Source organism: Sphingomonas sp. BK345 (assembly GCF_014193845.1).
Taxonomy (GTDB): Bacteria; Pseudomonadota; Alphaproteobacteria; order Sphingomonadales; family Sphingomonadaceae; genus Sphingomonas.
The window spans coordinates 693,447-715,022 of record NZ_JACHZX010000003.1 but is presented as its reverse complement, the minus strand read 5'-3'; the positions used below and the strand labels follow the sequence as shown (position 1 = coordinate 715,022).

The following is a 21,576-nucleotide window of genomic DNA, read 5'->3' as shown; positions in this document are numbered from 1 at the left end:
GCGGGCTTTCTCCCTGGTGCTGAACGCCGCTCCTGGTTTGCTGATTTCGGGTCAGGCCGCGCGCTCGGTAGGAATGGCGCGCTCTCCAACAACTTCGAAGCGCCCTCCATCTACGAGCACCTGCGGGCTCAGCGGGCGGCAGTTATAGCTGGAGGCCATCGAGGCACCATAAGCACCGGTCGCATGGAAGACGGCCAGATCGCCCCGGGCGACCCGGTCGATCTCCTGGTTCGTGCCAAAGGTGTCGCCGGTCTCGCAGACGGGTCCAGCGAGATTGGCGACCATCGTCTCGCCGGAGGGCTGAACGGCGGCAAAGCGGTGGTAGGCGCCGTACATCGCCGGCCGCGCCAGATCGTTCATCGCCGCATCGACGATCACGAACGGTGCCGCAGTACCCGGCTTCACCCAGATGACGCGCGTCATGAGGACGCCGGCGAGCCCGGCGATGATCCGACCTGGCTCGAAGGTCAGACCGACGTTCCACTGCGCGGTGACGCGCGCGACCATGGCCGCATAGTCGGTCAGCGAAGGGATATGATCCTCCTCGCGGTACGGGATGCCGAGCCCGCCGCCGAGGTCGACGCGGGTAATCACATGCCCACGTGCACGCAGCTCGAGGATGAGTTCGCCGACGCGGCGGTACGCCGCCTCGAGCGGAGCAAGGTCGCTAAGCTGGCTGCCGATGTGCAATGCCAGCCCATGCAGGTGCAGCCCGTCGAGCTGGCCCAGCCGATCGTAGATGTCGGCGGCATCGGCGATGCTGACGCCGAACTTGTTCTCGCGGCGCCCAGTCGAGATCTTGGCGTGGGTGCCCGCGTCGACGTCGGGGTTGACGCGCAGCACCGCCGGCGCGCGCCGACCCCGAACGTACGCGAGGCGCGAGAGCACTCGCCCCTCCTCCTCCAACTCTAGGTTGAACTGGCCGATGTTGGCGTCAAGCGCATCGCTGAGCTCGCGGTCGGTCTTGCCGACGCCCGAGAAGACGATCCCGGCCGGCGCCATGCCCGAATCAAGCGCACGGCGCAGCTCGCCACCCGAGACGATGTCGGCACCGAAGCCGCGCCCGGCGAGCAGGCGCAGCACCGCGCTGTTCGGATTGGCCTTCACGGCGAAGGCGAAGCGGGCCGCAGGCAGGGTCCGCAGCGCCGAGCGGAAGGCGTCCGCTGCGTGGCGAAGCGCGGCGGCGGAGTAGACGTGCACTGGCGTGCCGACCGCCTCCGCGATCGCCGACAGCGGCACGTCCTCAGCGTGAAGGGCGTTATCCTTGTACGCGAAGAAGCTCATGGATCTGTCGCTCACAGGCCGAAGCCATCGCTGTTCTGCCCACGCCGACGCACGCGTGCGGCATGGACCGCGGTTGCGGTATGATAGTGGCCGCGCCGCTCGGCGCGGAACACCTGCGCCACGCGCTTGCCGTGTACCATCAGCGGCAGCCCGAGCAGGGCGACGATGAAGAGCGGCACCATCAACGGTGATCGATCCAGCATCAGGCAGGCCGCACAGGCGCCGGCGAACAGGGCGAAGCCGGTGGCCTTCCAGGCGAGGTCGCGGTGGGTCACGCGAGCATACCTCCGATCGCAACGGCGGCTGGATCACCGATCACGCGCTCACCCGCGGCTGCGAGCAATCCGCTGAGACCCGCCCGATGATCGTCGCGCGCGGTGCCGTGCCAAAGCACGATATCGGCGGGGAAGACCGCCTCCTGAGCCAGCGCCTGCGCCATGTCGACCTGGTCGAAGGTGAGGCCGATCGCGCCGTCCCGCATCATGCCTGCGGCCGAGCGGGCACGGGCGATCATCGCAGGTGAACCGTCGATGCCGCGCGCCTCAATGGCGGTGAAGCCGAGCGCACGCGCCTCACGTGCCGCCTCGATCAGCAGCGCACCATTGCCGCAGTCGGCGTCGACGATCCGGACCGAGCAGCGGTGCCGCTGCCGCAGATCGGCCAGCGCCGTGACGAGCGGAAGCCAGCGCGGATCGGCGTGCACCGTGCGCGAGCCCGGCACTGCGAAGTCGCGCGCTGCGCGGGGACCATTGGCCGGCGACTGGCCGGCCTTCTTCATCGTCGCTGTCATGATGACCTCCTTCAGGCCGCCCGCACGAGCGCGCGCTCGCAGGCGGGGACGGGACCGAACGGGATGAGGGGCTTCAGCGGCGTGACCACCATCTCGAGGCTGGCGTGATAGATCTCGCGCTCGGCGTGAGCGAAGCTCAACGCGGCGCCGCGAGAGGTGAAGCGGCCCTCGAGCTTGCCCGCGCCGTCCTGGACGAGCCAGTGGCCCGCAAGGTCCTGACCGACGTAGATGACCGGGCCGCGTTCGTCGGGCTCCGGAAGAGGTTCAGACGACATGATCGCTGCTGATGCCTTCGATAACCGGACATCGGGTGCCCGCCCATCTCAGCTACGCTTGCTCCCATAGTCTTTCGAGATCGATTCCCGGGATCGGCATAGTGGCCGCATAATCATGCCAACGGCCCGTCGCATTTATAGGCGCACTCACAACCAGCGAGCGCGACGGAACCGCCAGTACAGCGCCGAGCAGATCGCGAGGATGACCAGCAAACTGGCGGGGTAGCCGTACCGGCTGTGCAGCTCGGGCATGTGCTCGAAGTTCATGCCGTAGATGCCCGCGATCGCGGTCGGCACCGCCAGGATCGCGGCCCAGGCGGCGAGCTGACGCGCGATCGCGCCGGTACGCTGCTGCTCGATGAGGTTGCTGAACTCGAACACCGAGGTCAGCAGCTCGCGCAGCCCACTCGTCATCGCCTCGACGCGGCGGACGTGATCGAGCACGTCGCGGAAGTAGAGCCGCGCCTCGGCGTCGACGCACGGCAGCTCGTTCCTGGCGAGCTTGCGCGCGACCTCCTCCATCGGCACCAGGATCCGGTCGAAGCGCATGAGGTCACGACGGAGCGCAAAGATGCGCGCGATCTCGGCGCGATCGAGGAAGGTGTCGAGCATGCGCTGTTCCATCGCCGCGACCTCCTCCTCCAGCGCGGTCACCAGCGGCAGATAGCCGTCGACGATGAAGTCGAGCACGGCGTGGAGAACATAGTCGCCGCCCTTGCCGAGCAGGTCAGGCGCGGCCTCGAGATGCTCACGTAGCGGCCTGTGCGAGCGGGTCGAGCCTTGGCGAACGGTGATGATGTGGCTGTGCCCGAGGAAGGCGGCGGTCTGGCCGTAGACAATGCGCCCATGGCACAGGTAAGCCGTGCGGCCGATGACGAACAGCTGGTCGCCATAGACGTCGACCTTGGGCAGCTGCCCGTCCTTGAGCGAGTCCTCGACCGCGAGCGGATGCAGGCCGTAGAGCCGCTGCAACGTCTCGATCTCGTCGGAACACGGGTCGCTGAGCCCGATCCAGACGAATTCGGAGCGGTCGCTCGGACAGCTGACCTGCTCCTCGATCGCGATCTCGCGAACGCGGCGTCCATGGCGGTACAGGTAGGCGGCAATGACCGGCACGAGCGAGAGCGCCTCAGCGGTGCCGGTGAGCGAGGCTCGCCGTCTGCCGCACCTTCGCCGATCGGGCACGGGCGACCGCGATGACGTGGCGTGCCTGCATCAACGAGGCGGAACGACGCGAGTCAAATGCGCGTCCTCCAGGCGAGATCGGGCGGGTGAATCGCTCCTTCAGTGACGCTTTTACCTTGGCTTGATCATTCCTGCCGGGCTCAAGCAGCTTTTTGCCGTGCACCAGCAGTAGGATGCCGCAGGTGGCAAGCAGGAAGCTGAGCAGACCAAGCGCAAACTCTGCCGGGTGTGCCGGTCCGGTCCGTACCACATCGTACACGGCGCGGTGTAGCAGAGACGTGCCGGTCGCGGCGACTAAAAGGATGACGCCGAGCAAGCGAGCAGGGAATTTACGCACGTGATCTCGCCGTCGTGTCCGTCACCCGCAGGCTGAGTCGTCCGTCGATCCTGGGCGCCGTTCCTGCAGAGGACGCGATCGCGATCTGCGGCTGCCATCCCCTTTCCGTCTGCACGAAGCGCCGCGCGGCGTCGGCAGACGCGAAGCGGCCGAGCAGCATTCCCGCGCTCTCGCGCACAGTCCAGCTGCCGTCAGTATCGCGCCCCACAACGAGCAGCGCAGGCTCCTTGATGTTGTTCATCGAGAGTTGCTCCGTCAGAGAAGAGACACTCACGCATGCGCGGTGTCGCCACCGCGCGCTCACCTCCACCTCATCGAACAGGTGCCGTCCGAGGCTGAGCAGCAAGCCGCCTGCGCTCGCTGCCACGAAGCCGATGGATGCCAGAGTGAAGGAGAGCGGACCTGCCTTCATCGGAGGCAAGTTCAGCGAAACAAGGCGTGCGACAGCGAAATAGGATAGCGCCCACAGACACAAGCCGCCGGCGCGAAGCGCGACGTCACCGGATCTCGATCGATGCCACCGAACCATGCCACCATCCTCGTTGAGGTGGCGATCCAGCTATTCCGTGCGGTGTAGCAATTCGAGATCGAAAAGCGGAAACACCATAGCCTCGGCATAGTGATGCGACGAAGGTGCTGTCAGTCTAACGCGAACTCGTCTCTCCACGATGCACCTCGCCCTTCGCCTGCACCGACTCAGCTGACGAGCGCCTGCCACTCAGCCAGCGCCGCGGAGCGGCGCTGCTTGTGGGTCTGGCGGTCGACAAGGTGGCGTTCGTGATTGAAGTGGTTGTGGACGTTGGCATGAACCGAGGCGAACTTCTGTAAGGTTCGCATCTGCCGGAACCGCAGCATCGCCCGCTCTCGTCGCCTGAAGGGCAGGTGCGAGTTCTCCACCCGGTTGTTGGCCCAGCGGCCAACCTCCTGCTCCTCGCGGCTGCCGAGCTCCGTCAGAGCAGCACCGTAGGAACGCAGACCATCGGTGGTGATTGCCTCGGGCGAGCCGTGACGCTTGAGCGCCTTCTTCATGAAGGCAAGCGCTGCTGACACGCCAGCTGCTGCTCGCGCGCGCGTGGTGGAAGGAGCTGCGGGGCGGCGAGATCGACATCACGCGGCTAGCCACGCGCGAAGGCTTGACCGCCTCCTATGTCACACGGGTGCTGCGGCTCGCCTTCCTGGCGCCCAGCGTCACCCAGGCGATCCTCGCCGGGCGGCTACGCGCCGGCGTCAGCGCGGCGACGCTTACCGCGACGGGCGGCGTGGATGCGAGCTGGAGTGCGCAGGAGGCGCGGCTGCTGCCGACGCCCGCAGACGCCGGCATCCGGCGAGCCTAGGAGCGGATGCCGAGCGTCTTGCGCGCCGACGCGAGCGCGTCCTTGCCGCGCTTCCTCGCCTTGCCGACGACCTCCTCGGCCGCCTGCTCGACGGCGGCGCCGGCCTCCTCGACAGCGGCCACCGCCTTGCGGCCTAGACCAATCTGCGTGGCATGAGCTCGCCGCTTCTCACTGTAGCCCGGTGCCACCATCGGATAGTCGGACTTCAGATTGAAACGCGCGCGATACTCCGCGGGCGTGAGCCCGTGTCCGGCGAGATGCCGCTTCAGGCTGGCGTACGGCTTGCCGTCGATCATGCTGATGATGCGATCGGAATTGGCGAGCGACTTGCGCACCGACACCGCGGGTGTGTGCTCCGACGCCGACTGCACGTTCTGCTCAGATGTCGGCGCCGTCAGTGACAGGACTGCCTCATGCATCGACTGTAGAATAGCCGGCACGTCGCTGGCGCTCACGCGCGTGTGCGGGTTGGCGAGCCACGCCATCGTTACCGCGGCGGCCAGGCCCACGGTGTCATTTTGTTCTTCGCCGCTCATCTCGTTGTCCAAGCTTATCACCCCTTCGTCGTAGCACGCGCACTGCTGGTTGGTCACCGGCAACTTGGGCCAGCTTCCACCAAGCCGTATCAGATCAGGGCGAGAGTTAACCATCACTTCGCCTGACGGCGTCTACAACATCGGCGGTCGCCTTGAGTTCATTTACTAGGCGGCGCAGGTCGCCGACGCGCTCCGGTGCCAGTGGATCGAGCACGACCTTGGCCGACACGTCCTCCATCAGCATGCCGGCAGCCGTCATATAGCTGCGGATCAGATCGTCGTTCACACGCGCCCTCCTCGGGCACGACAGAGCCGTGGGTGCACGCAGAAGTCGAGCCGCAGCTTTCAGCCGCGGTGCTCAGGCGAGCAGGTCGCCGGCCTTGAGCGAGAAGGGCACAGCGAGCTTCTCGACGACCGTGATCGTCGGGTTGCGCGCGCCGCGCTCGATGTCGCTCACATAGGTGCGGTGAACGCCGGCGCGGTCGGCATAATCCTCCTGGCTCCAGCCTTGTTCGAGCCGGAGGCGGCGCAGATTGGCGGAGAGGCGCTGGCGGACGTCCATGTAGCGCTGAAAAACGCGATGTCGACGAGCGATCTACAGACGATGAGAGACATTCCAGTTGATTTGACCGCCACGTCGAGCATGACGTCGGTCACTGATCGTCGACAAACAGGTCGACAGCAGCAGGGAGTGTCATGACCCAGTTCATCCTGTTTATCGACGACGTCGGTGCCGAGTTCACCAAGGCGCGGCTCACGCCCCGCGACGTGACCGCTCTCTACGAGTGGAAGACGATCCAGTTCGTGCCGGTCGAGGTTCGCCCGCTCGTGACGGCCGACGCCGGTGCGGGCAAGCGCGCCGCCGGCGGCTTCCTCCTGCTCGGCCCTGTCGGCGCGGCCGCGGGCGTGTTGCTCGGCAAGGGGCCCAAGGTCATGTTCGAGTTCGTGCTGCGCGACGGCACGACCCGCAAGGGCGTGGTGCACCAGCGCCACTACCCGGCGCTGCGCCGGCAGGTCGCCGCCATCCAGTCGTACAAGCCCGGCCAGCTGCGCAAGCAGCTCGCCACGGTGCTGGCGGTCCTGCTGCTCGTGCCGCTCTGCATCGGCCTGGGGCTGGTTGGCAGCGTCGTGCTCCTGGCGCTTCTCGTCGGTGTGATGTCGCTGGTGCGGCATCTACGCCGCAGCGACACGGAAGCGACGGCATGAGGTGGCATCGAGCCGCCGCGCTCGCGCTTGGCGCGCTCCTGAGCGGCTGTGCGGCGACGCCGTGGGACTTTCCGGTCCCCACCATGATCGGCGACAAGCAGGGCGTGTCGATGACCGGGTTCATGAAGACCGACAGCGAGGACGAGGTGCGCCGCCGCCTCACCGAGCGCATGCGCTGCCCGCACGGTCTCGAGTTCGCCTCACTCACCACCCGGCGCGCCGACAACAAGCTTGGTACCCACATCTTCCAGTATCAGGCGGTGATGCGATGTAGCGACGCTCCGGCCGTCTGAGCTGGTGCGGTTGATGCGAGAGGGGCCCGGTCGCTGATGCGACCGGGCCCCTCTGCCCTCCTCAGCGTAGACGCGGTGGATCAAGTCGGCTGGTCGTACTGCCGTCCCACGGGCGATGCCGGTGCTGCTGACGGATGGGGCGGCCGCTGGCGCCATATTCCGTCACAACCCAGCGCCACTGGATCTTCTGATGGTTGATGAACTAGCTCATGCTGTCGACCTGGTCATCGTGCTTCCCGAGGGGGAAGGCGCGTAGCTCCTGGCAGAAGGTCTCGAGCCACGGCGCCTTGGTGGGCAGGAGGATATGCCCCGCTTCGATCTCGCCGAAGCAGCCGGTGAAGCGCGTCTCCTTGTCGACGTGGACTTTGCAGGCGAAGGGGATGAAGAGGCCGCGCACACGGATCTCCTGCATGAGCGGAATACCCGAGACCGCCTTCTCGATGAGCACGCGATCGGGTTTCCAGTTGCGCCACAGCCGGATGGCGGCATCGCGCAGTTCGGGAAAGTCTAGACGCTCCCGGAAGACATCGAGCAGATACCACCTGTCTTCTCTGAAGCCCCATGTGGTGCACACCGAGAAGTCACTCGTCGGCGCCGCGCTCATGCCCGTGTCCCAGCTCTGCACGACCTTGGTGAACCACGACCGCGCCGGGGTCTCGTCAAAGGTCTTGAACCACTCCATGCGGATCGAATTGCCTTCGGGCACGACCGGGTTCTGCTGGTACTGCGCCGAGAACACCGCTGGCCCCAGCTCGCGACGGATTTGATCGAGCAGTGCCTTGTCCTCGCGCACCGGGTTGAGCAGGTCGCCCACCACGCGCCGGTGCACCCGTCCGATGCCAATCGGCACCTCCTCCTCGCGCTCGGCGATCGCGGGCAGGTTGAGGTGGCGGTAGCCGCGCTCGAGCAGCATCGCGGGCAGGTCGTCCTCGTGCAGCCGCTGCTGGATCGAGAGGATGCCCCCGCTCTGCTTGTCGTTGAGGCGGGTGAACAGCGTGTTGCCGAACCAGCCCTTCACCTCGTCGCGCACCGCGACGCTCTTCACCTCGTCCGCCTTCATGCAGTCGTCGACGATGATGAGGTCGGCACCGAAGCCGGTCACCGACCCACCGACCGACACGCCCTTGCGCACACCGCCCTGCGTGGTGACGACCTCAAGCGCGCGGTTGCCGCCGTCGCTGATGCGGGTGTTGGGGAAGAGCTGCTGGTACCAGCGTGCCTCGAGCAGCGTGCGGCACTGGGTGGCGTGCTGACGCGAGAGCTCTTGGCTGTAGCTCGCCACCATGATCTTGAGCGCGGGGTTGCGCCCCAGCGCCCACGCCACGAACGCCACCGACGCCGTGACCGACTTCAGGTGGCGCGGCGGCACGGTGATGACCAGCCGCCGCTCCTCACCGCGCTCCATCTGCTCGAGCGCATGGCACATTGCCTGGATGTACCAGCCGCAGTCGAGCGGCCGCTCGCCGGGGTGCAGCGTCTCGAACGCCTTCACGAGGAAGAGGCTGAGGCGCTGGCGGCGTGCCGCCGCCAGCGCACTGTGCTCAAGGAGGGTCATGACGTGCCTCCCTCGCCCGGTTGCAGCTCCGCCAGCATCAGCTCGCGCAGCAGCGCGAGGCTCGCCGCGTCGGCCTCGCTCACATCCTGCGTCGGCGCGTCCTCGGCCGCGGTCTGCGCTGCCACGGCCGCCTGCGCGAGGGCATATTGCCGCAGCAGCTGCTCCATCGCCTTGGTGTTGCCCTTCGCCGCCACCTCGATGAGCTTGCGCAGCAGCACCTCGATGCGCGCGACGTGACGGCGCCCGCTCGGCGTGTTGATCGGGATGCGCTCATCGAGCAGCTCGCGCACGAGCGTGTTGAGGTTCTTGGAGCCCTTGGCGCGGCCCTTCGGATTGCCCGACTGACCCTTCTGGAACTGGCTATGCTTTGGCGGCTTACCGTAGCCGATGTCATAGTCGGCCTGCCGCGGCGCGCTTGCCGGTGGCTCCGGTGGTGGGGGGCTGACGGGCTTGGGCACTGGGCGGACGCGGTGGCGCGCCGGCGGCAGATGATCATGCGGCGACATGGCTCACCTCCATCTGCTCGCGGACCGTCTCCCGCGTGTCTGCGTCATCCAGTGCATCGACGCGCCGTTCGGCTGCGATCTGCGCCCAGCTGCGTCCATCGCCGTCGAGGGTCGCGCTGCCGCCGGTCATCTCCGCCCAACGCCGCACCGCCACGTCGATGTAACGCGGCTCGATCTCGGTGCCGTAGCCGACACGGCCGGTCCGCTCCGCCGCGAGCAGCGTCGTGCCTGAGCCCATGAACGCGTCGAGCACGATGTCGCCGACATGGGTCACGTCGCGGATGGCGTCGGCCACCAGCGCGATGGGTTTGACGGTGGGGTGGTCGGCGAGATCGCGGTCGCGGCTGGCACCGAAGCTGTTGGCGCCGGCATATTCCCACACGTTGGTGCGATAGCGGCCGTTGGCGCCGAGTTCGACGTTGTTAATGTGCGGTGCACGCCCTACCTTGGTGATGGCCACCAATTCATATTTTGAGCGGTACAGGGAGCCCATTCCCCCGTTGCTTTTTGACCAGCAGCACAGGTTGAGCATCGTCAGCTTGTTGTTGTCGATAGACGCGAGCAGCTCGCGCAAGTGCCGCCAGTCCATGCAGATGTCGACCACGCCGCCGTCGCGCACGTGCGGCAGCATCGCGCCGAGATAGTCGGTGAGGAAGGCCGTGAACTCGGCTTGCGTCATCTCACCTGACGCTTGTGCGAACTCCTGGTGCTTGACCTTGCCCAGACCACTGACATGGCCGTTAATTTTCGTGTTGAACGGCGGGTCGGTGAACACCATCCCTGCCTGCTGATCGCCCAACAGGCGCTGCCACGAGGCTGCTTCGAGGGCCGAGCCGCAGAGCAGCCGATGGCGCCCGAGGATCCATAGGTCGCCCGATCGTGCAACCGGGTGCAACGGCGTCTCGGGCACGGTGTCGGCGGGATCAGCGTCCCCGTCGATCTCGGCTTGCGCCGTCAGCAGCACGTCCATCTCGGCGGTCGACCAGCCGAGGCTCTCGATCTCGATCTCGTCGAGCGCGATGATCTCCTGAAGCTCGGCGGCGAGCGCGTCGAGGTCCCACGTCGCCAGTTCGGGTAGGCGGTTGTCGGCGAGGCGATAGGCCTTCACCTGCGCGGGCGAGAGGTGATCCGCCGAAATCGTCGGGATCTCGCTCAAGCCCACCCGCTTGGCCGCTTCCACGCGGGCGTGGCCCGCGATGATCTCTCGTTCACTTGCGATGAGCACGGGCACGTTGAAGCCATACTCGCGCATCGATGCGGCGAGTGCGACGAGCTGGCGTTCGGGGTGTTTGCGCGCGTTGCGCTTGTACGCGACCAGTTCGTCTGGTCGGCGGTAGGCGATGGGACCCAGACGAGCGAAGAGGTTGCTGCTGTCGGGCTGTCGGTGCGTCTTTCCTTTGTGCGACATGGCGCTGGCTCCAGTGAGCGCCGGCCGGGCACGAGCCCGCGCGTCTCCCAAGCCGCCGTCACCAGCGACCAGGTCAGCGTGGCCCTCGTGACGGGCAACGGCGATGATGTAGTCGGTGATGCCGCTGACCTTGCGTCGCGGACTGCCCCTGGGCCGGTTGGCTTGGCCGGAGACTGGGTATGTCGATTAGACTTGACAAGCGTCGGATCGACAAAAATCCATCGAGTCGATCGAACAGGGTACCGCGATCCCACATCGCCGGCTTTCCAGCGTCAGATTTCCCTGCTCCGCCGTGTAGGGAATTCGGCTGTCAGAACCACGGTTTTGAGCCACGTTCGGCCGGCTGCGATCCCCCCTCTCAGACGTCGAATCGACAGATTGCCTGCAGATCGCGGGTAAATGGGAAATCGGCCGCCCCAGAACAGGGAACCGTACTGCGCGCCATGCCCGCGGAGAATGCAGGGAAAAACGGCGCCCCATTCTCCGCTTTCAGCGCTCTCCCACTACGGACAGAGCAGCGAAATCGCGCGGAACTGCGCCGCTTGCGCAGGTGTGCTCTGCAGGGAAAATGATGTCGCAGACTGGGTGGCGGAGACGGAGTCCGCCGAACTACCTGTTTGCGGCCGTTCGCCTACGTCCACTCAGGAGCGCTAAAGCCGCTGAGACGCTGACATTATTGTGGCCATCCGTCCTCTATCGCTTGTGGACGTTCGCCTAAATTCGGCATAAGAAGTGGGGCCGGTAGTGGGACCGGAGTAGGACCGGACATGGCGACGCGCACCCTCAACAAGCTAGACCCGCGCACGGCGGCTACGATCAAGGCTCCCGGCCGGCATTCGGACGGTGGCGGGCTCTATCTGTCGGTCGATCCGACTGGCCGGCGGCGCTGGGTGTTCATGTACACGCGGGGCGGCAAGCGGACCGAGCTTGGCCTTGGCGGCGGGCGCGACCTGTCGCTGGCGAACGCACGCAAGGAGGCCGGCACACTGCGGACGATCCTCGCTAGTGGCGGCGATCCTCGCTCCGCGCGCGAGAAGCAGGAGCGGCAGACGTTCGGCGAAGTTGCCGACGCATACGTGGAAGCCATGCGACCTTCGTGGCGCAACGCCAAGCATGCGGCACAATGGGCCATGACCCTAACCAAGTATGCCGCACCGATCCGCCCGCGCATGGTGGAGACTATCAGCACGCGCGACATTTTGGAGGTGCTGCAACCGCTGTGGCAGCGGACGCCGGAGACAGCGGAACGGCTTCGCGGTCGGATTGAGAACGTGCTGGACGCGGCCAAGGCAAAGGGACTGCGGACGGGCGAGAACCCGGCACGGTGGCGCGGCCACCTCGATCAGCTCTTGCCGAAGCGGCAGCGGCTATCGCGCGGCCATCATACGGCTTTGCCCTATGCGGACGTGCCGGCCTTCATGGCCGATCTACGTGCCCGTGAAGCAACGGCAGCGCGAGCGCTGGAGTTTGTCATCCTCACTGCCGCCCGCTCTGGCGAGGTGCTTGGCGCGACATGGGCGGAAATCGATCTGGAGGGCGCCGTGTGGACCGTACCGGCTACCCGCATGAAGGCAGGCCGCGAACATCGCGTGCCGCTCTCTGCACCCGCAGTGGAGCTTTTGCAGGGGCTGGAGGCTGCCGGCGGTGCCAAAAAGGCGAAGCCAAACGATCCTGTGTTCCCGAGCGTCAAAAGCAGCAAGCCCCTGTCGAGCATGGCGATGGCGATGCTGCTGCGTCGGATGGGCTCGGCCGTGACGGCGCACGGCTTCCGCTCAGCCTTCCGCGATTGGGCAAGCGAGACGACCGGCTTCCCGCATGAGGTCTGCGAAATGGCGCTGGCGCATACGATCGGGAATAAGGCCGAAGCCGCTTACCGGCGCGGCGACCTGTTCAACAAGCGGCGCGGGCTCATGGATGCTTGGGCGAACTACTGCGGTCAAAATCCCGGCAATGTGATTCAATTGGCGGCCGGCGGCGCTCGCACGTGATCGGCGGATGCTGGCTGCGAAAGCTGCTAAACTCGTGAACGCTTGAAGACCGGGGCGTCAGAAGCTGCCATCTGGGTTCCGAGCGTGCTTACGCGAACCTACTCTCTTACATCTCCGCTCCAGCCGAGCCACGCTGTTGGGCGGATCGCCTCTGCAGGCCTCCTGCGCAAAGGCCTCTTGCTTCCTGCCTCACCGGCTGAGATGTACGGTCTGACGTGCATGCCGATCGCACATTGGGGGATACATGACCACGATTACTGTGCCAGCGGCCCCTGTTCGTCAGGGCGCGCTAACCTTGTATGCAACATCTCTGAAGGTCCGCGACTTAGTCGCCAAGGGTTTCTACAACGTAGAAACCCTCGATCCAGTAGATGGGGGCGATAAAGGGTATCAAAGGCTGCTGAATACGTCGCGTGCCAAGAAGTTGGCTGACTATGTGGTTAAAGGTCAGGACAGTGAGGATGCGTTCCTGCCAACCTCTGTTTTTCTTGCAACAGATAAACCGCTGGCATTTAATAGCGGTGACAACACGCTCGAAATCAACAGCGCCTCCATCGGCCCTTTTAGCGTCGTGGACGGGCAACATCGCTTAGAGGGGCTAAAGCTTGCTGCGGAAAAGGATGATAGGGTTCTAGACTTTGAGGTTCCCGTCAACATTGCTGTTTGCCTGCCGCGTATCGCTCAAATGTGCCACTTTCTTATTGTCAATACGACACAGAAGAGCGTTGATAAGTCAGTCGAGCAAAGAATCATCGCGAGACTGACCGACGCACTAAATGTAGAGGACATGCCAAGTCTACCCAAGTGGATAATGAACACCGTCGAGAAGGGTGAAGTTGATAAGGCTATCAAATACGTCGATTTCCTCAACGAGGCGCCGGACTCCCCATGGTTGGGAAAAATAAGCATGGCCAATGACGGCGGCGACGGAAAGACGGTAAATCAAAGGTCGTTTGTAAAGGCTATCGTGCGCTACGTTCTTACTGCGAACAATCCCCTTACGGTGTTCAAGGACTTTGATAAAGAGAAGAGAGTCTTCCTGAATTACTGGAAGGCGGTTGCGAGTCTTCTCGATGATGGAGTAGACACAGTTTTGTATAAATACAACGGCGTCGAATTGTTTTGCAAGTTTAGTATTCCGTTCTTTATGAAACTTCAGGATAAGGGCAACTTCACGGTTTCAACGATGCAGACCTTGCTGCAATCCTGCTTCGATCACGTCGAGGGTGATTATGCCGGGGTCGGGCACCCTGATTGGTGGGCAAAGGGCGGCAAGGCCAGCTTTCTAAACGCAGGTGCCATCAATGTGGTTAGTCAGGAGATGACCGGAGCGCTGCATAAGGCCTCCATGGCCACGGCGATCGAGATTTGAACGTTAACGCATTGTTGCCAAGGCCTCCGGCCCAGGAAAGCTTCCGGCGCAGCCGCCAACGCTTCGTGCCTGATAAAGCCGGCTGCTATGTTCTGACAACATTTGACGGGACCGTTCTATACGTAGGGCTCTCAGTCAGCCTCCGCCGACGAATGGGGGAACATCTAGATAGCCCAAGCAAGGTGGCGCTCACGGCAGTAGGCAAAGCCGTGTGGTTCTATTGGCTTGTGACACCGGAAACGAACAAGGTCGAACGCACATGGCTCAACATGCATCTTGTGTCAGAAGGCAAACTACCAGTCCTTAACAATCTATACTCACCCACCTCGACCTGAGCAGGCGAGTGGCATTCTCGGGAGACTGGCGCGCGCGCCAGGGGGGCGACTGGCTCCCAGTATAAAGGTTGAGAGATGGCGCTGGCGCATACGACTGGAAACAAGGCCGAGGCGGATTACCGGCGCGGCGACCTGTTCAGCAAGCGGCGCGGACTCATGGATGCTTGGGCGAGCTACTGCCGCGAAGGTTCCGGGAACGTTGTTCGACTGGCGACCGGCAGTGCTTGCGCGTGAGTGCGGCGCCAAAGCAGTTGACCGACCGGCAGACGCAGAGACCGCCACGCGCGCTTCGCACCTCGGGCCAGCCGTCGAAGATCACAGCGGAGGCTTGCGCCTAATCCAGCGGCAGCGCGATGCCCTGCATGATCCGGTCGGTCTCGGCGAGAATTTTGAGAAGCTTCTGGTAGTGGCCGATGTCATCCCACGAGAGCGCGCGGCCGCGACGGTCCTTCAGCCACTTTTGGGCGGGTAGGTATCCGCCGATGGGGAAGGTCCAGGCGACTGCGGGCACGGCGTCGAAGAACTGGTCTTTGTTGATGTAGATCCGACCGCCTGCGAGTTTGGGATAATTGCTTGCCACGGTGTCGTCGCCATCGCCGTTGAATGGATAGGGGGTATCGCCGACCGCTACCGGCTCCATTAGGTGTAAGCGGCGTAGCGCCCCACCCATCCCGCTGACTTGCGCGAAGACGGCAGGGCTGGGTGGGTAAGGAATGTGAGGGTAAGCGATGCTGAGGGCCTGGCGATATTTAGCTCGATATGCCGGACAGTGCAGAACGCCGTAGATGTAGTCGAACAACTGCTCCGGAGTTGGTGCAGTGCCCAATACACTCGTGAGCCTCGAAATGAGTCTGGGGTCGAAGTTGGCTCTTCGAGTCACAAAGCCGTGCTCATCTCCGACGTAAAGCGGAAAGTTCATTGCATTCGAACCACTCGTTCCGGAAAGAAAGATTGCTTCGGACGCAAATCTAGTGACGAACACGTGAGCAAATTCAAGATCATTGAATGCCTTAGATGTCAGCAGGCCGATGTTATCACCGCTTTTATAGTTATTCATTACTTCGGATCGGTCTCGTTCCAGTTGGCTCGAGTCATTTAGGAAAAACGATTGGTTTAGAACCCTGTACGACAGGGGTTCGACACGCGCGTCCTGGCCATGCGCCGCGCGGAGCGTGGCGGCATTGTCGGAGACATATCGGGAATCCGCTCCTGTCACGATCCCGTTTGAGTGGACGGGCATGGCTGTCTCGAGGGAAAAGCCAGAGCGGAACTCACGATCCGTTGGATGATCCCAGGGCAGCAGCATGTAGTGAGGCGCTTCCGGAGCAAGCCTGCTCCAGTTTGCAGTTGCCAAGTCCAAGCTGAACAGCGCCTCCCCCTTCGCGGCGCGTGTGCCCCACAAATCGACGTGACTAACTTCAGCCAACGCTTTCGACTGTCGCGACGTGCGGGAGCAGACGATAATTGACACGCCTGGTTTGATGTCGAAGACATTCTTGTCGGTAGAACCGACCGGAACGCGTTCCTTCCTGTTGGAACTGCCGTGAAGGTCAATAACCCAGATTTTTTCGAATGAGTTCAGCAGATGCCAACGCATACCGCGAAATGTGGGGTTGTTAAGGTAGCCATGATTAGTGATAAACGCTAAAATGCCACCCGCCGGGTTTTTGCAGATTACGTCTTCCGCCATCCGGATAAACTTTACGTAGTCATCGTTCAGCCACTTAGCGTTACGCTCATCAAGCGCCTTCTTGCCGCCAGGCTCTTTCTTGTACGCTTCCATCAAAGTCGAAATGTACGGCCCCTTGTTAGCGCTCTCGCCAGAGTAAGGTGGATTCCCCATCACGCACATAATTGGCGTCTGCCGCTTGACGTCGCTCGCGCCGCGAGCCTCCTCCGCGAGTGGCTGAAAGAAGAGGTCGCGGACCTCGCGCTCTGCGGGCTCCAGCGCGTTTGTCAGCCAGACTGACAGGCGCGGCGAGATCGCGCTCGGTCGATAGCCGGATTCAGTCAGCTGCATGTCGAGCTTCATGTGGCACATGGCGTAGCTCGCCATAAGCAGTTCAAACCCGTGGAGCCGCGGCAGCAAGTCCTTCTCGACGTAGCCGCTCCACTTGCCAGGAGCGCGCGCCTTCACTCGGTCGCTGATCAACTGCACCGCTTTCGCCAGGAAGGTGCCGGTTCCGGTCGCGGGATCAAGGATCTGAACTTTGTGGACCTCGCGCTTGACCGTCAACGGCTTGCCCGATTTTGGATGGTTGGTCCCCGTGTCCCAGTCGGCTGTCACCTTGCTGGTGTCGGCCAGCCCATCCGCCAGCTCGAACTCGGTTTTGAGCACGTGGTCCACTGCGCGAACTATGAAGTCAACGACGGGCTCGGGTGTGTACCAGACGCCCCGGCTTTTGCGTTTTTTCGGATTGTAGGCAGCGAGAAAGTCCTCGTAGAAATGAACGAATGGATCGTTTCTCGCGGTGAACTTGCCATAATTCTCGAACAATGAATGTGGATCGCTAGCGCGCATGACCTGCACCAGATCGTCAACGATATAGATCAGCCGCTTGGGCAGCCCCGGTCCGGCGATATATTCGAATAGCCCCTTCAGGAACGGGTTGGACGCGGGCAGTTTCTCCAGCGCCTCGGCGCGGCTGAACGTGTCGAGCGTGTCGTCGTGGAAGCGCGCCGCAAAAAGCCCGTAGGTGATCGTCTCGGCATAGATGTCGGCGAACTCGCCCGGTTCCAGCGCCGGCAGCAGGTTGGCCTTGAAGCTCTTGAACTGCCCGCCAAGCCCACTCCGGAACTGCGGATCGTCAGCCAGTGCGATCCCGATCTCGTCCTTGATGATCGCCGCCTTGGCTGCCATCATCTCCGCCAGCTTGGACGCCGATCGGATGCTGATCGGCTTGGCTTGCGCGAACAGCTTGAGCTGCCGCGCCAGTTCGTCAAACCGGTCGGGCCGCCGCTGCAACCCCATAAGGAAATCGGCGATAGAGACGAAGTGGACCGGCTCGCCCTCACGGATAAATTCGAAGTCAACGCCGTTGGTATAGATCAAGTTTGGGTACGCCTTTTCGTACCGTTTGCGCTGCTCAATTGAGTAGCCCTTCAGTCGGATGACGTCCTTGTCGATGTCCTTGGCCTCGGCCCAGCCCACCGGCACGCCGTCACGCTCGAATAGGAAGTCGGGCATCCCCGCCTCGGACTTCTTCGGCTCGTTGACGATACGCATCGCCGGATCGATGCCCTCGAATAACGCCTGAAGTGCTGGGCGGTAGCTGTGCTCTGTCGCATGGCCGCTGGCGTAGGTCCGCTGGACCCGGTCGAGATAATCGGAAATCTGCATGCCGTCCCCTCGTTCGGTACGACGGTACCGGCGCTTACATTTTCCTGCAAAGCGGAATGTGGCCTGATAGCCCGTCGTGATCGGCAACTCCCTCTCGGCCGGCCGATGAGCGTCGACACCGACCTTCCTCGAAGGAGAAGATTGACCGTTCCGCTGACCTCCCCTACCACCTTTCGTCGCTGTCGCGCTCCTCCTATGTTCGGCTGGGGGATAGGCCGGCCAGCCGACAAGCGCGCTTCCCACGTGCTTCCCCGGTCAACGTGGGAGCCGTTCGGGAGGCGGGATGAACGACGGCGCAGGTGCTTATCTAGAATCACGCGATTGCCTACTCGCAATCCGCGTCCGTATTGATGAGCTGACTAGCGGGATCGATCCGGCTCTTTGGTATGTCGCCGGCCCCGCCGCGCTGCCGGGCGACAACGAGACGCCGAACGTTCGGCAAATGGCCATCTATGCCCGTGCCAATGCGACGTTCTTCCGTGCGATGCTGATCGGCGCGCTACACGGCTGGTTCGTGGATGGCGGCGAGCGTTGGCAGATTCCCGGCTGGGCGTGGGCTGATCAAGGCGGCGACTGGCGTGCGCTAATCATGGGCAATGACTTTCTGCATCCGCTTGCTCCCCCAGAGGTGAGGCGCTGGGCGTGGTTGCCTGTTCAGATTGAGCCGATCGAATTCATGCGCTGGCTCGACTCGGACGCAATCGAGGATCAGACCGGCTTCCCGGAGCTGCCGCCCGCCTACGATGAGGCAAACCGACCAGCATACGTCACTCGCCTCGCGCCGCCGGACAAGCCGAACGTCTCGCTAGCTCACGCTCTGTCTTGGCTTGCTTTCGGCGTATCGTTGGACGCGCAAAACCTCGCCTCTGCGCTCGGGGCTGGCGTGCTGGGGTCAAGCCGAGCCTACGCCCGTCGTCGGCTTGAGCAAGCGACGGATCGGCTTGTTACAGCCGGAACCGGAGGGCTTCCGATGCTTGGCAAGTTCGTGCCGATACACGGTGATTATGGGGCGGCGCTGACGGCGCAGATTGAGCCCGAGCGGCTGGAGGACTTCCGTCAATTTAACGTGGCGTTCGACGGTCTGCGCTATGGCACAGGGCTTAGCTGGGACTGGACCGATTTTGGCTCGACAACCCTGGCCCGAGCGCTGCCCGCAACAACACACGAGTTTGTGGATGTGAAAGTCGAGCGGCGAGGCTTGATGACGCTTTGTGAGCCGGAAGAGGCGCAAACCGAAGAGGCTAGAAAGTTTGGCGGCGACCTACCATCCGATGACGTGATTATAGCTAAGATGCATGAGCTAAAAGCCACCGGGTTCTCGCGTGATGAGGCGGCAAAGCGCATCAGAACCCTCCCCGGTTTCGAGAAGGTTGGCAACGAGCATGCCCGTCGCCTTGTGAGCGGCACATTGTCCAAGGGGCGGCCCAAGCAGGTCCGCAGAAATGTGGCAGGTAAGTCGGCAGGATAACCGCACACGCTACTATTGCCGCTGTTTCAATATTCTCGAACAATGGCTTCATCCACTATACAAAGGATGGACCGTGTTGGACCCCAAAAGCCAGTTTAAGCTAGCCTATAGCATCCCCGAGGCCGCCGCCGCTGTCAGTATCGGGCGTTCCAAGGTATATGCGCTGATCGCGGAAGGCCGGCTGGAGACGCGCAAGATCGGCAAGCGGACGGTGATCCCGGCCGCCTCTCTCGTAAAGTTGCTTGACGCATGACGAGCGTGGCTGAGCTTCCAGACGCCTGGCGCACACCCGTTGAGCTTGGCTTTTCGGTGTTTCCCGTCCGGCATCGCGACAAACGACCAGCTCTCGCGAGCTGGAAGGCGTATCAGACCGCGCGACCGCCACTGGAGAAGGTGGCAGAATGGGCGCGCGAGAATCGCAACATCGGGATTGCAACCGGGGCCATATCAGGCTTGCTTGTGCTCGACCTCGACAATGCAGATGCGATCGCCATTGCGGAGGCGCAGGGCCTGCCCAAGACGATTGCTGTTCGTACCGGCAAGGGACGCCACGTCTATCTGGCTCATCCCGGTGGGAAGGTAGGCAATCGGATCGGCATCTTCCCCGGAGCCGATATCCGAGGTGATGGCGGCTATGTCGTCGGTCCTGGTTCGATTCATCCCAACGGCAGCGCCTACGAGTGGGAGAACCCTCCGGGCTTGTTCGGTTTGGCGCCGCCGCCAGCATGGTTGGCCGTGATGCTCCGCAAGCCCGCGCTAATTGCCCGCGAGGCAGAGAAGGTGCGGCGCGCGCCAGCCGGTTTGCGGAACGATCAATTGAATAAGTCGGCCTTCCGGCTGGGCCAGGAGGGCGCCGACTCATCCGAGGCTCGCCGCACGCTTACGGCGGCGGCGGCTATTGCTGGCTTAGGGGCAGATGAGACGAGCAAGACGCTGGCTAGCGGGCTTTGCGCTGGCCGAGAGAACCCAAGACGCGGCGATCCCTCGGAGGATGACATCGCCCTAGCCTTCACCGCGCAGTACCGCGATACGCTTCGCTTCGATCACGACGCGGGGCTATGGTTTGAATGGGACGGCACACGCTGGTGCCCGAACAACAGCCGTCGCGCTTTCGCTTATGCTCGTGCGATCGCACGCCAACACGGTGCCTCCGGCAAGTCCAACTTCGCAGCCGGTGTGGAGCGTTTTGCCGGGGCCGACCAGGCGCACGCCGTCACCTCCGACGTTTGGGATGCCAATCCAATGTTGCTCGGCACGCCAGGCGGCACGGTGGACCTTCGCACTGGCGAATTTTTCGATGCCCGACCGTGCGATTACATAACCAAGTTGGCGGGCTGTACGCCTGAGCACGGCGGGCCGACGCGATGGCTGCGATTCCTGAATGAGGCGCTGGCTGGCGACCAAGAGGCTATACGCTTCCTTCGTCTGTGGATGGGCTATTGCCTGACGGGCGAAACGCGCGAGCACGCCCTTATCTTCCTTCACGGTCTGGCCGGGACGGGCAAGAGCGTGTTCCTCAACACCGCCGCTGCGATCCTCGGTGACTATGCCGTGACCGCAGCGATGGAAACGTTTACCGCGTCCAAGTACGACCGGCACTCCACCGAACTGGCTATGCTTCGCGGTGCCCGGCTAGTGACGGCGAGCGAGACGGAGGAAGGCCGAGCTTGGGCTGAGGCACGGATCAAACAAATTACGGGCGGCGACGCGATTACGGCTCGCTTCATGCGGCAGGACAATTTCACGTTTCGGCCGCAGTTCAAGCTGACGATCGTCGGCAATCATGCTCCCCGTCTTAGCAACCCGGACGACGCGATGCGGCGGCGTTTCAACATTCTAGGCTTCAATGTGAAGCCGGCCACGCCCGACCTCCAGCTCGAAAGCGCTTTGAAGGCGGAGCATGGTCGCATCCTCGCCTGGGCGATCGCCGGCTGCCGCGAGTGGCAAACGACCGGCTTGATCCGGCCGGCTGCGGTTCAGGACGCTACGGCCGAGTATTTCGCGGGCGAAGACCTTTTGGGGCAGTGGTTGGATGAACGCTGCACGCTACGTGCCGGCGCGTTCGAGCTCCCTGTCAAGCTCTACAACGATTGGCGCAAGTACGCGGAGGAGCACGGGGAGTCGCCCGGCACGGCCATTGGCTTTGGCAAACGAATGAAGAAGCGAGGGCTCGGCACCAACTCCGCAAATGGTGTACGTGCTCACCGCGGGGTTGAGCTTCGACCGATATTCGGCGGTGTCGACCATGACTGAGGCCAAGATCAGCACCGGAGCACAGATAAGTACAGGTACTTTGAACTATAGCTCACACGTGCGCGCGCATGTGAGAGATACTTATTGTTCTGTGCTTCCTGTGCTTCTGTG

At 63.3% G+C, this 21,576-nt stretch carries 25 protein-coding genes; 10 read left to right on the top strand and 15 right to left on the bottom strand.

Translation table 11 applies throughout. The features are described from left to right. Positions 1-51 precede the first annotated feature (51 nt). From lysA to FHY03_RS12620, 8 genes are all read right to left on the bottom strand, one after another. The gene (gene lysA / locus FHY03_RS12655) at positions 52-1,284 is read right to left on the bottom strand and encodes a diaminopimelate decarboxylase (RefSeq protein ID WP_183931158.1); all 1,233 of its coding nucleotides are present in this window, start codon (positions 1,282-1,284) and stop codon (positions 52-54) included. 11 nt (positions 1,285-1,295) lie between these two features. Continuing rightward, the gene (locus tag FHY03_RS12650) at positions 1,296-1,559 is read right to left on the bottom strand and encodes a hypothetical protein (RefSeq protein WP_183926590.1); all 264 of its coding nucleotides are present in this window, start codon (positions 1,557-1,559) and stop codon (positions 1,296-1,298) included. Then, on the bottom strand, positions 1,556-2,062 hold the full coding sequence (locus tag FHY03_RS12645) for a class I SAM-dependent methyltransferase (protein ID WP_260158896.1): 507 nt from the start codon (positions 2,060-2,062) through the stop codon (positions 1,556-1,558). Before FHY03_RS12645 ends, FHY03_RS12650 begins: the two co-directional genes overlap by 4 nt. 23 nt (positions 2,063-2,085) lie before the next feature. After that, positions 2,086-2,349, bottom strand: a complete 264-nt coding sequence (locus FHY03_RS12640) for a hypothetical protein (RefSeq protein ID WP_183931154.1) — start codon at positions 2,347-2,349, stop codon at positions 2,086-2,088. A gap of 147 nt (positions 2,350-2,496) precedes the next feature. Further along, positions 2,497-3,465, bottom strand: a complete 969-nt coding sequence (locus FHY03_RS12635) for a magnesium and cobalt transport protein CorA (protein ID WP_183931152.1) — start codon at positions 3,463-3,465, stop codon at positions 2,497-2,499. A gap of 13 nt (positions 3,466-3,478) precedes the next feature. Further along, on the bottom strand, positions 3,479-3,871 hold the full coding sequence (locus FHY03_RS12630) for a hypothetical protein (RefSeq protein WP_183931150.1): 393 nt from the start codon (positions 3,869-3,871) through the stop codon (positions 3,479-3,481). After that, on the bottom strand, positions 3,864-4,400 hold the full coding sequence (locus FHY03_RS12625) for a hypothetical protein (RefSeq protein WP_183931148.1): 537 nt from the start codon (positions 4,398-4,400) through the stop codon (positions 3,864-3,866). The genes FHY03_RS12630 and FHY03_RS12625 overlap by 8 nt, the downstream gene beginning before the upstream one ends. A 167-nt stretch (positions 4,401-4,567) precedes the next feature. Then, positions 4,568-4,921 carry a DDE-type integrase/transposase/recombinase gene (locus FHY03_RS12620; RefSeq protein WP_311721522.1) on the bottom strand — a complete coding sequence of 118 codons (354 nt, stop codon included), beginning with the start codon at positions 4,919-4,921 and terminating at the stop codon, positions 4,568-4,570. 83 nt (positions 4,922-5,004) lie between these two features. Between FHY03_RS12620 and FHY03_RS12615 the strand changes: the two genes are divergently transcribed. After that, the gene (locus tag FHY03_RS12615) at positions 5,005-5,205 is read left to right on the top strand and encodes a hypothetical protein (RefSeq protein WP_183931146.1); all 201 of its coding nucleotides are present in this window, start codon (positions 5,005-5,007) and stop codon (positions 5,203-5,205) included. Here the strand turns inward: FHY03_RS12615 and FHY03_RS12610 are convergent. From FHY03_RS12610 to FHY03_RS12600, 3 genes are all read right to left on the bottom strand, one after another. Continuing rightward, on the bottom strand, positions 5,202-5,741 hold the full coding sequence (locus FHY03_RS12610) for a MucR family transcriptional regulator (protein ID WP_183931363.1): 540 nt from the start codon (positions 5,739-5,741) through the stop codon (positions 5,202-5,204). The two genes, FHY03_RS12615 and FHY03_RS12610, sit on opposite strands and share 4 nt — an antisense overlap. 106 nt (positions 5,742-5,847) lie before the next feature. Further along, the gene (locus FHY03_RS12605) at positions 5,848-6,027 is read right to left on the bottom strand and encodes a hypothetical protein (RefSeq protein WP_183931144.1); all 180 of its coding nucleotides are present in this window, start codon (positions 6,025-6,027) and stop codon (positions 5,848-5,850) included. A 72-nt stretch (positions 6,028-6,099) separates the two neighbouring features. After that, the gene (locus FHY03_RS12600; protein WP_183931142.1) at positions 6,100-6,303 is read right to left on the bottom strand and encodes a helix-turn-helix domain-containing protein; all 204 of its coding nucleotides are present in this window, start codon (positions 6,301-6,303) and stop codon (positions 6,100-6,102) included. Positions 6,304-6,437: 134 nt separating this feature from the next. On the opposite strand from FHY03_RS12600, the gene FHY03_RS12595 reads away from it, so the two are divergent. Then, on the top strand, positions 6,438-6,947 hold the full coding sequence (locus FHY03_RS12595) for a hypothetical protein (RefSeq protein WP_183931140.1): 510 nt from the start codon (positions 6,438-6,440) through the stop codon (positions 6,945-6,947). Beyond that, entirely contained in the window at positions 6,944-7,240 is a 297-nt protein-coding gene (locus FHY03_RS12590; protein ID WP_183931137.1) for a hypothetical protein, read from the top strand. The genes FHY03_RS12595 and FHY03_RS12590 overlap by 4 nt, the downstream gene beginning before the upstream one ends. A 202-nt stretch (positions 7,241-7,442) precedes the next feature. On the opposite strand, the gene terL is transcribed toward FHY03_RS12590, so the two are convergent. From terL to FHY03_RS12575, 3 genes are read right to left on the bottom strand one after another with little or no spacing between them, the layout of a single operon-like run. Then, positions 7,443-8,795 (bottom strand): phage terminase large subunit, encoded by a 1,353-nt coding sequence (gene terL / locus FHY03_RS12585; protein ID WP_183931135.1) that lies wholly within the window; start codon positions 8,793-8,795, stop codon positions 7,443-7,445. Then, positions 8,792-9,301 carry a DUF5681 domain-containing protein gene (locus FHY03_RS12580; protein WP_183931134.1) on the bottom strand — a complete coding sequence of 170 codons (510 nt, stop codon included), beginning with the start codon at positions 9,299-9,301 and terminating at the stop codon, positions 8,792-8,794. The genes terL and FHY03_RS12580 overlap by 4 nt, the downstream gene beginning before the upstream one ends. After that, positions 9,288-10,709, bottom strand: coding sequence for a site-specific DNA-methyltransferase (locus FHY03_RS12575; RefSeq protein WP_183931132.1), 1,422 nt, complete (start codon positions 10,707-10,709; stop codon positions 9,288-9,290). Before FHY03_RS12575 ends, FHY03_RS12580 begins: the two co-directional genes overlap by 14 nt. A 767-nt stretch (positions 10,710-11,476) precedes the next feature. On the opposite strand from FHY03_RS12575, the gene FHY03_RS12570 reads away from it, so the two are divergent. The 4 genes from FHY03_RS12570 (at position 11,477) to FHY03_RS12555 (ending at position 14,638) form a co-directional block, all read left to right on the top strand. After that, complete coding sequence (locus FHY03_RS12570; protein ID WP_183931130.1) at positions 11,477-12,697, top strand: site-specific integrase; 1,221 nt, start codon at positions 11,477-11,479, stop codon at positions 12,695-12,697. A gap of 244 nt (positions 12,698-12,941) precedes the next feature. Next, the gene (locus tag FHY03_RS12565; protein WP_183931128.1) at positions 12,942-14,069 is read left to right on the top strand and encodes a DGQHR domain-containing protein; all 1,128 of its coding nucleotides are present in this window, start codon (positions 12,942-12,944) and stop codon (positions 14,067-14,069) included. 65 nt (positions 14,070-14,134) lie between these two features. Further along, a complete protein-coding gene (locus FHY03_RS21415) occupies positions 14,135-14,404 on the top strand; it encodes a GIY-YIG nuclease family protein (protein WP_409314198.1) in 270 nt (89 codons plus the stop codon). A 75-nt stretch (positions 14,405-14,479) separates the two neighbouring features. Then, complete coding sequence (locus tag FHY03_RS12555) at positions 14,480-14,638, top strand: hypothetical protein (protein WP_221190141.1); 159 nt, start codon at positions 14,480-14,482, stop codon at positions 14,636-14,638. A gap of 100 nt (positions 14,639-14,738) precedes the next feature. On the opposite strand, the gene FHY03_RS12550 is transcribed toward FHY03_RS12555, so the two are convergent. After that, positions 14,739-17,744 carry a type ISP restriction/modification enzyme gene (locus tag FHY03_RS12550; RefSeq protein ID WP_183931124.1) on the bottom strand — a complete coding sequence of 1,002 codons (3,006 nt, stop codon included), beginning with the start codon at positions 17,742-17,744 and terminating at the stop codon, positions 14,739-14,741. A gap of 283 nt (positions 17,745-18,027) precedes the next feature. On the opposite strand from FHY03_RS12550, the gene FHY03_RS12545 reads away from it, so the two are divergent. From FHY03_RS12545 to FHY03_RS12535, 3 genes are all read left to right on the top strand, one after another. After that, positions 18,028-19,212 carry a hypothetical protein gene (locus FHY03_RS12545; protein ID WP_183931121.1) on the top strand — a complete coding sequence of 395 codons (1,185 nt, stop codon included), beginning with the start codon at positions 18,028-18,030 and terminating at the stop codon, positions 19,210-19,212. Between the two features lie 76 nt (positions 19,213-19,288). Further along, complete coding sequence (locus FHY03_RS21090; protein ID WP_260158895.1) at positions 19,289-19,465, top strand: helix-turn-helix domain-containing protein; 177 nt, start codon at positions 19,289-19,291, stop codon at positions 19,463-19,465. Then, positions 19,462-21,465 (top strand): phage/plasmid primase, P4 family, encoded by a 2,004-nt coding sequence (locus tag FHY03_RS12535; protein WP_183931117.1) that lies wholly within the window; start codon positions 19,462-19,464, stop codon positions 21,463-21,465. The genes FHY03_RS21090 and FHY03_RS12535 overlap by 4 nt, the downstream gene beginning before the upstream one ends. Positions 21,466-21,576: the final 111 nt, after the last annotated feature.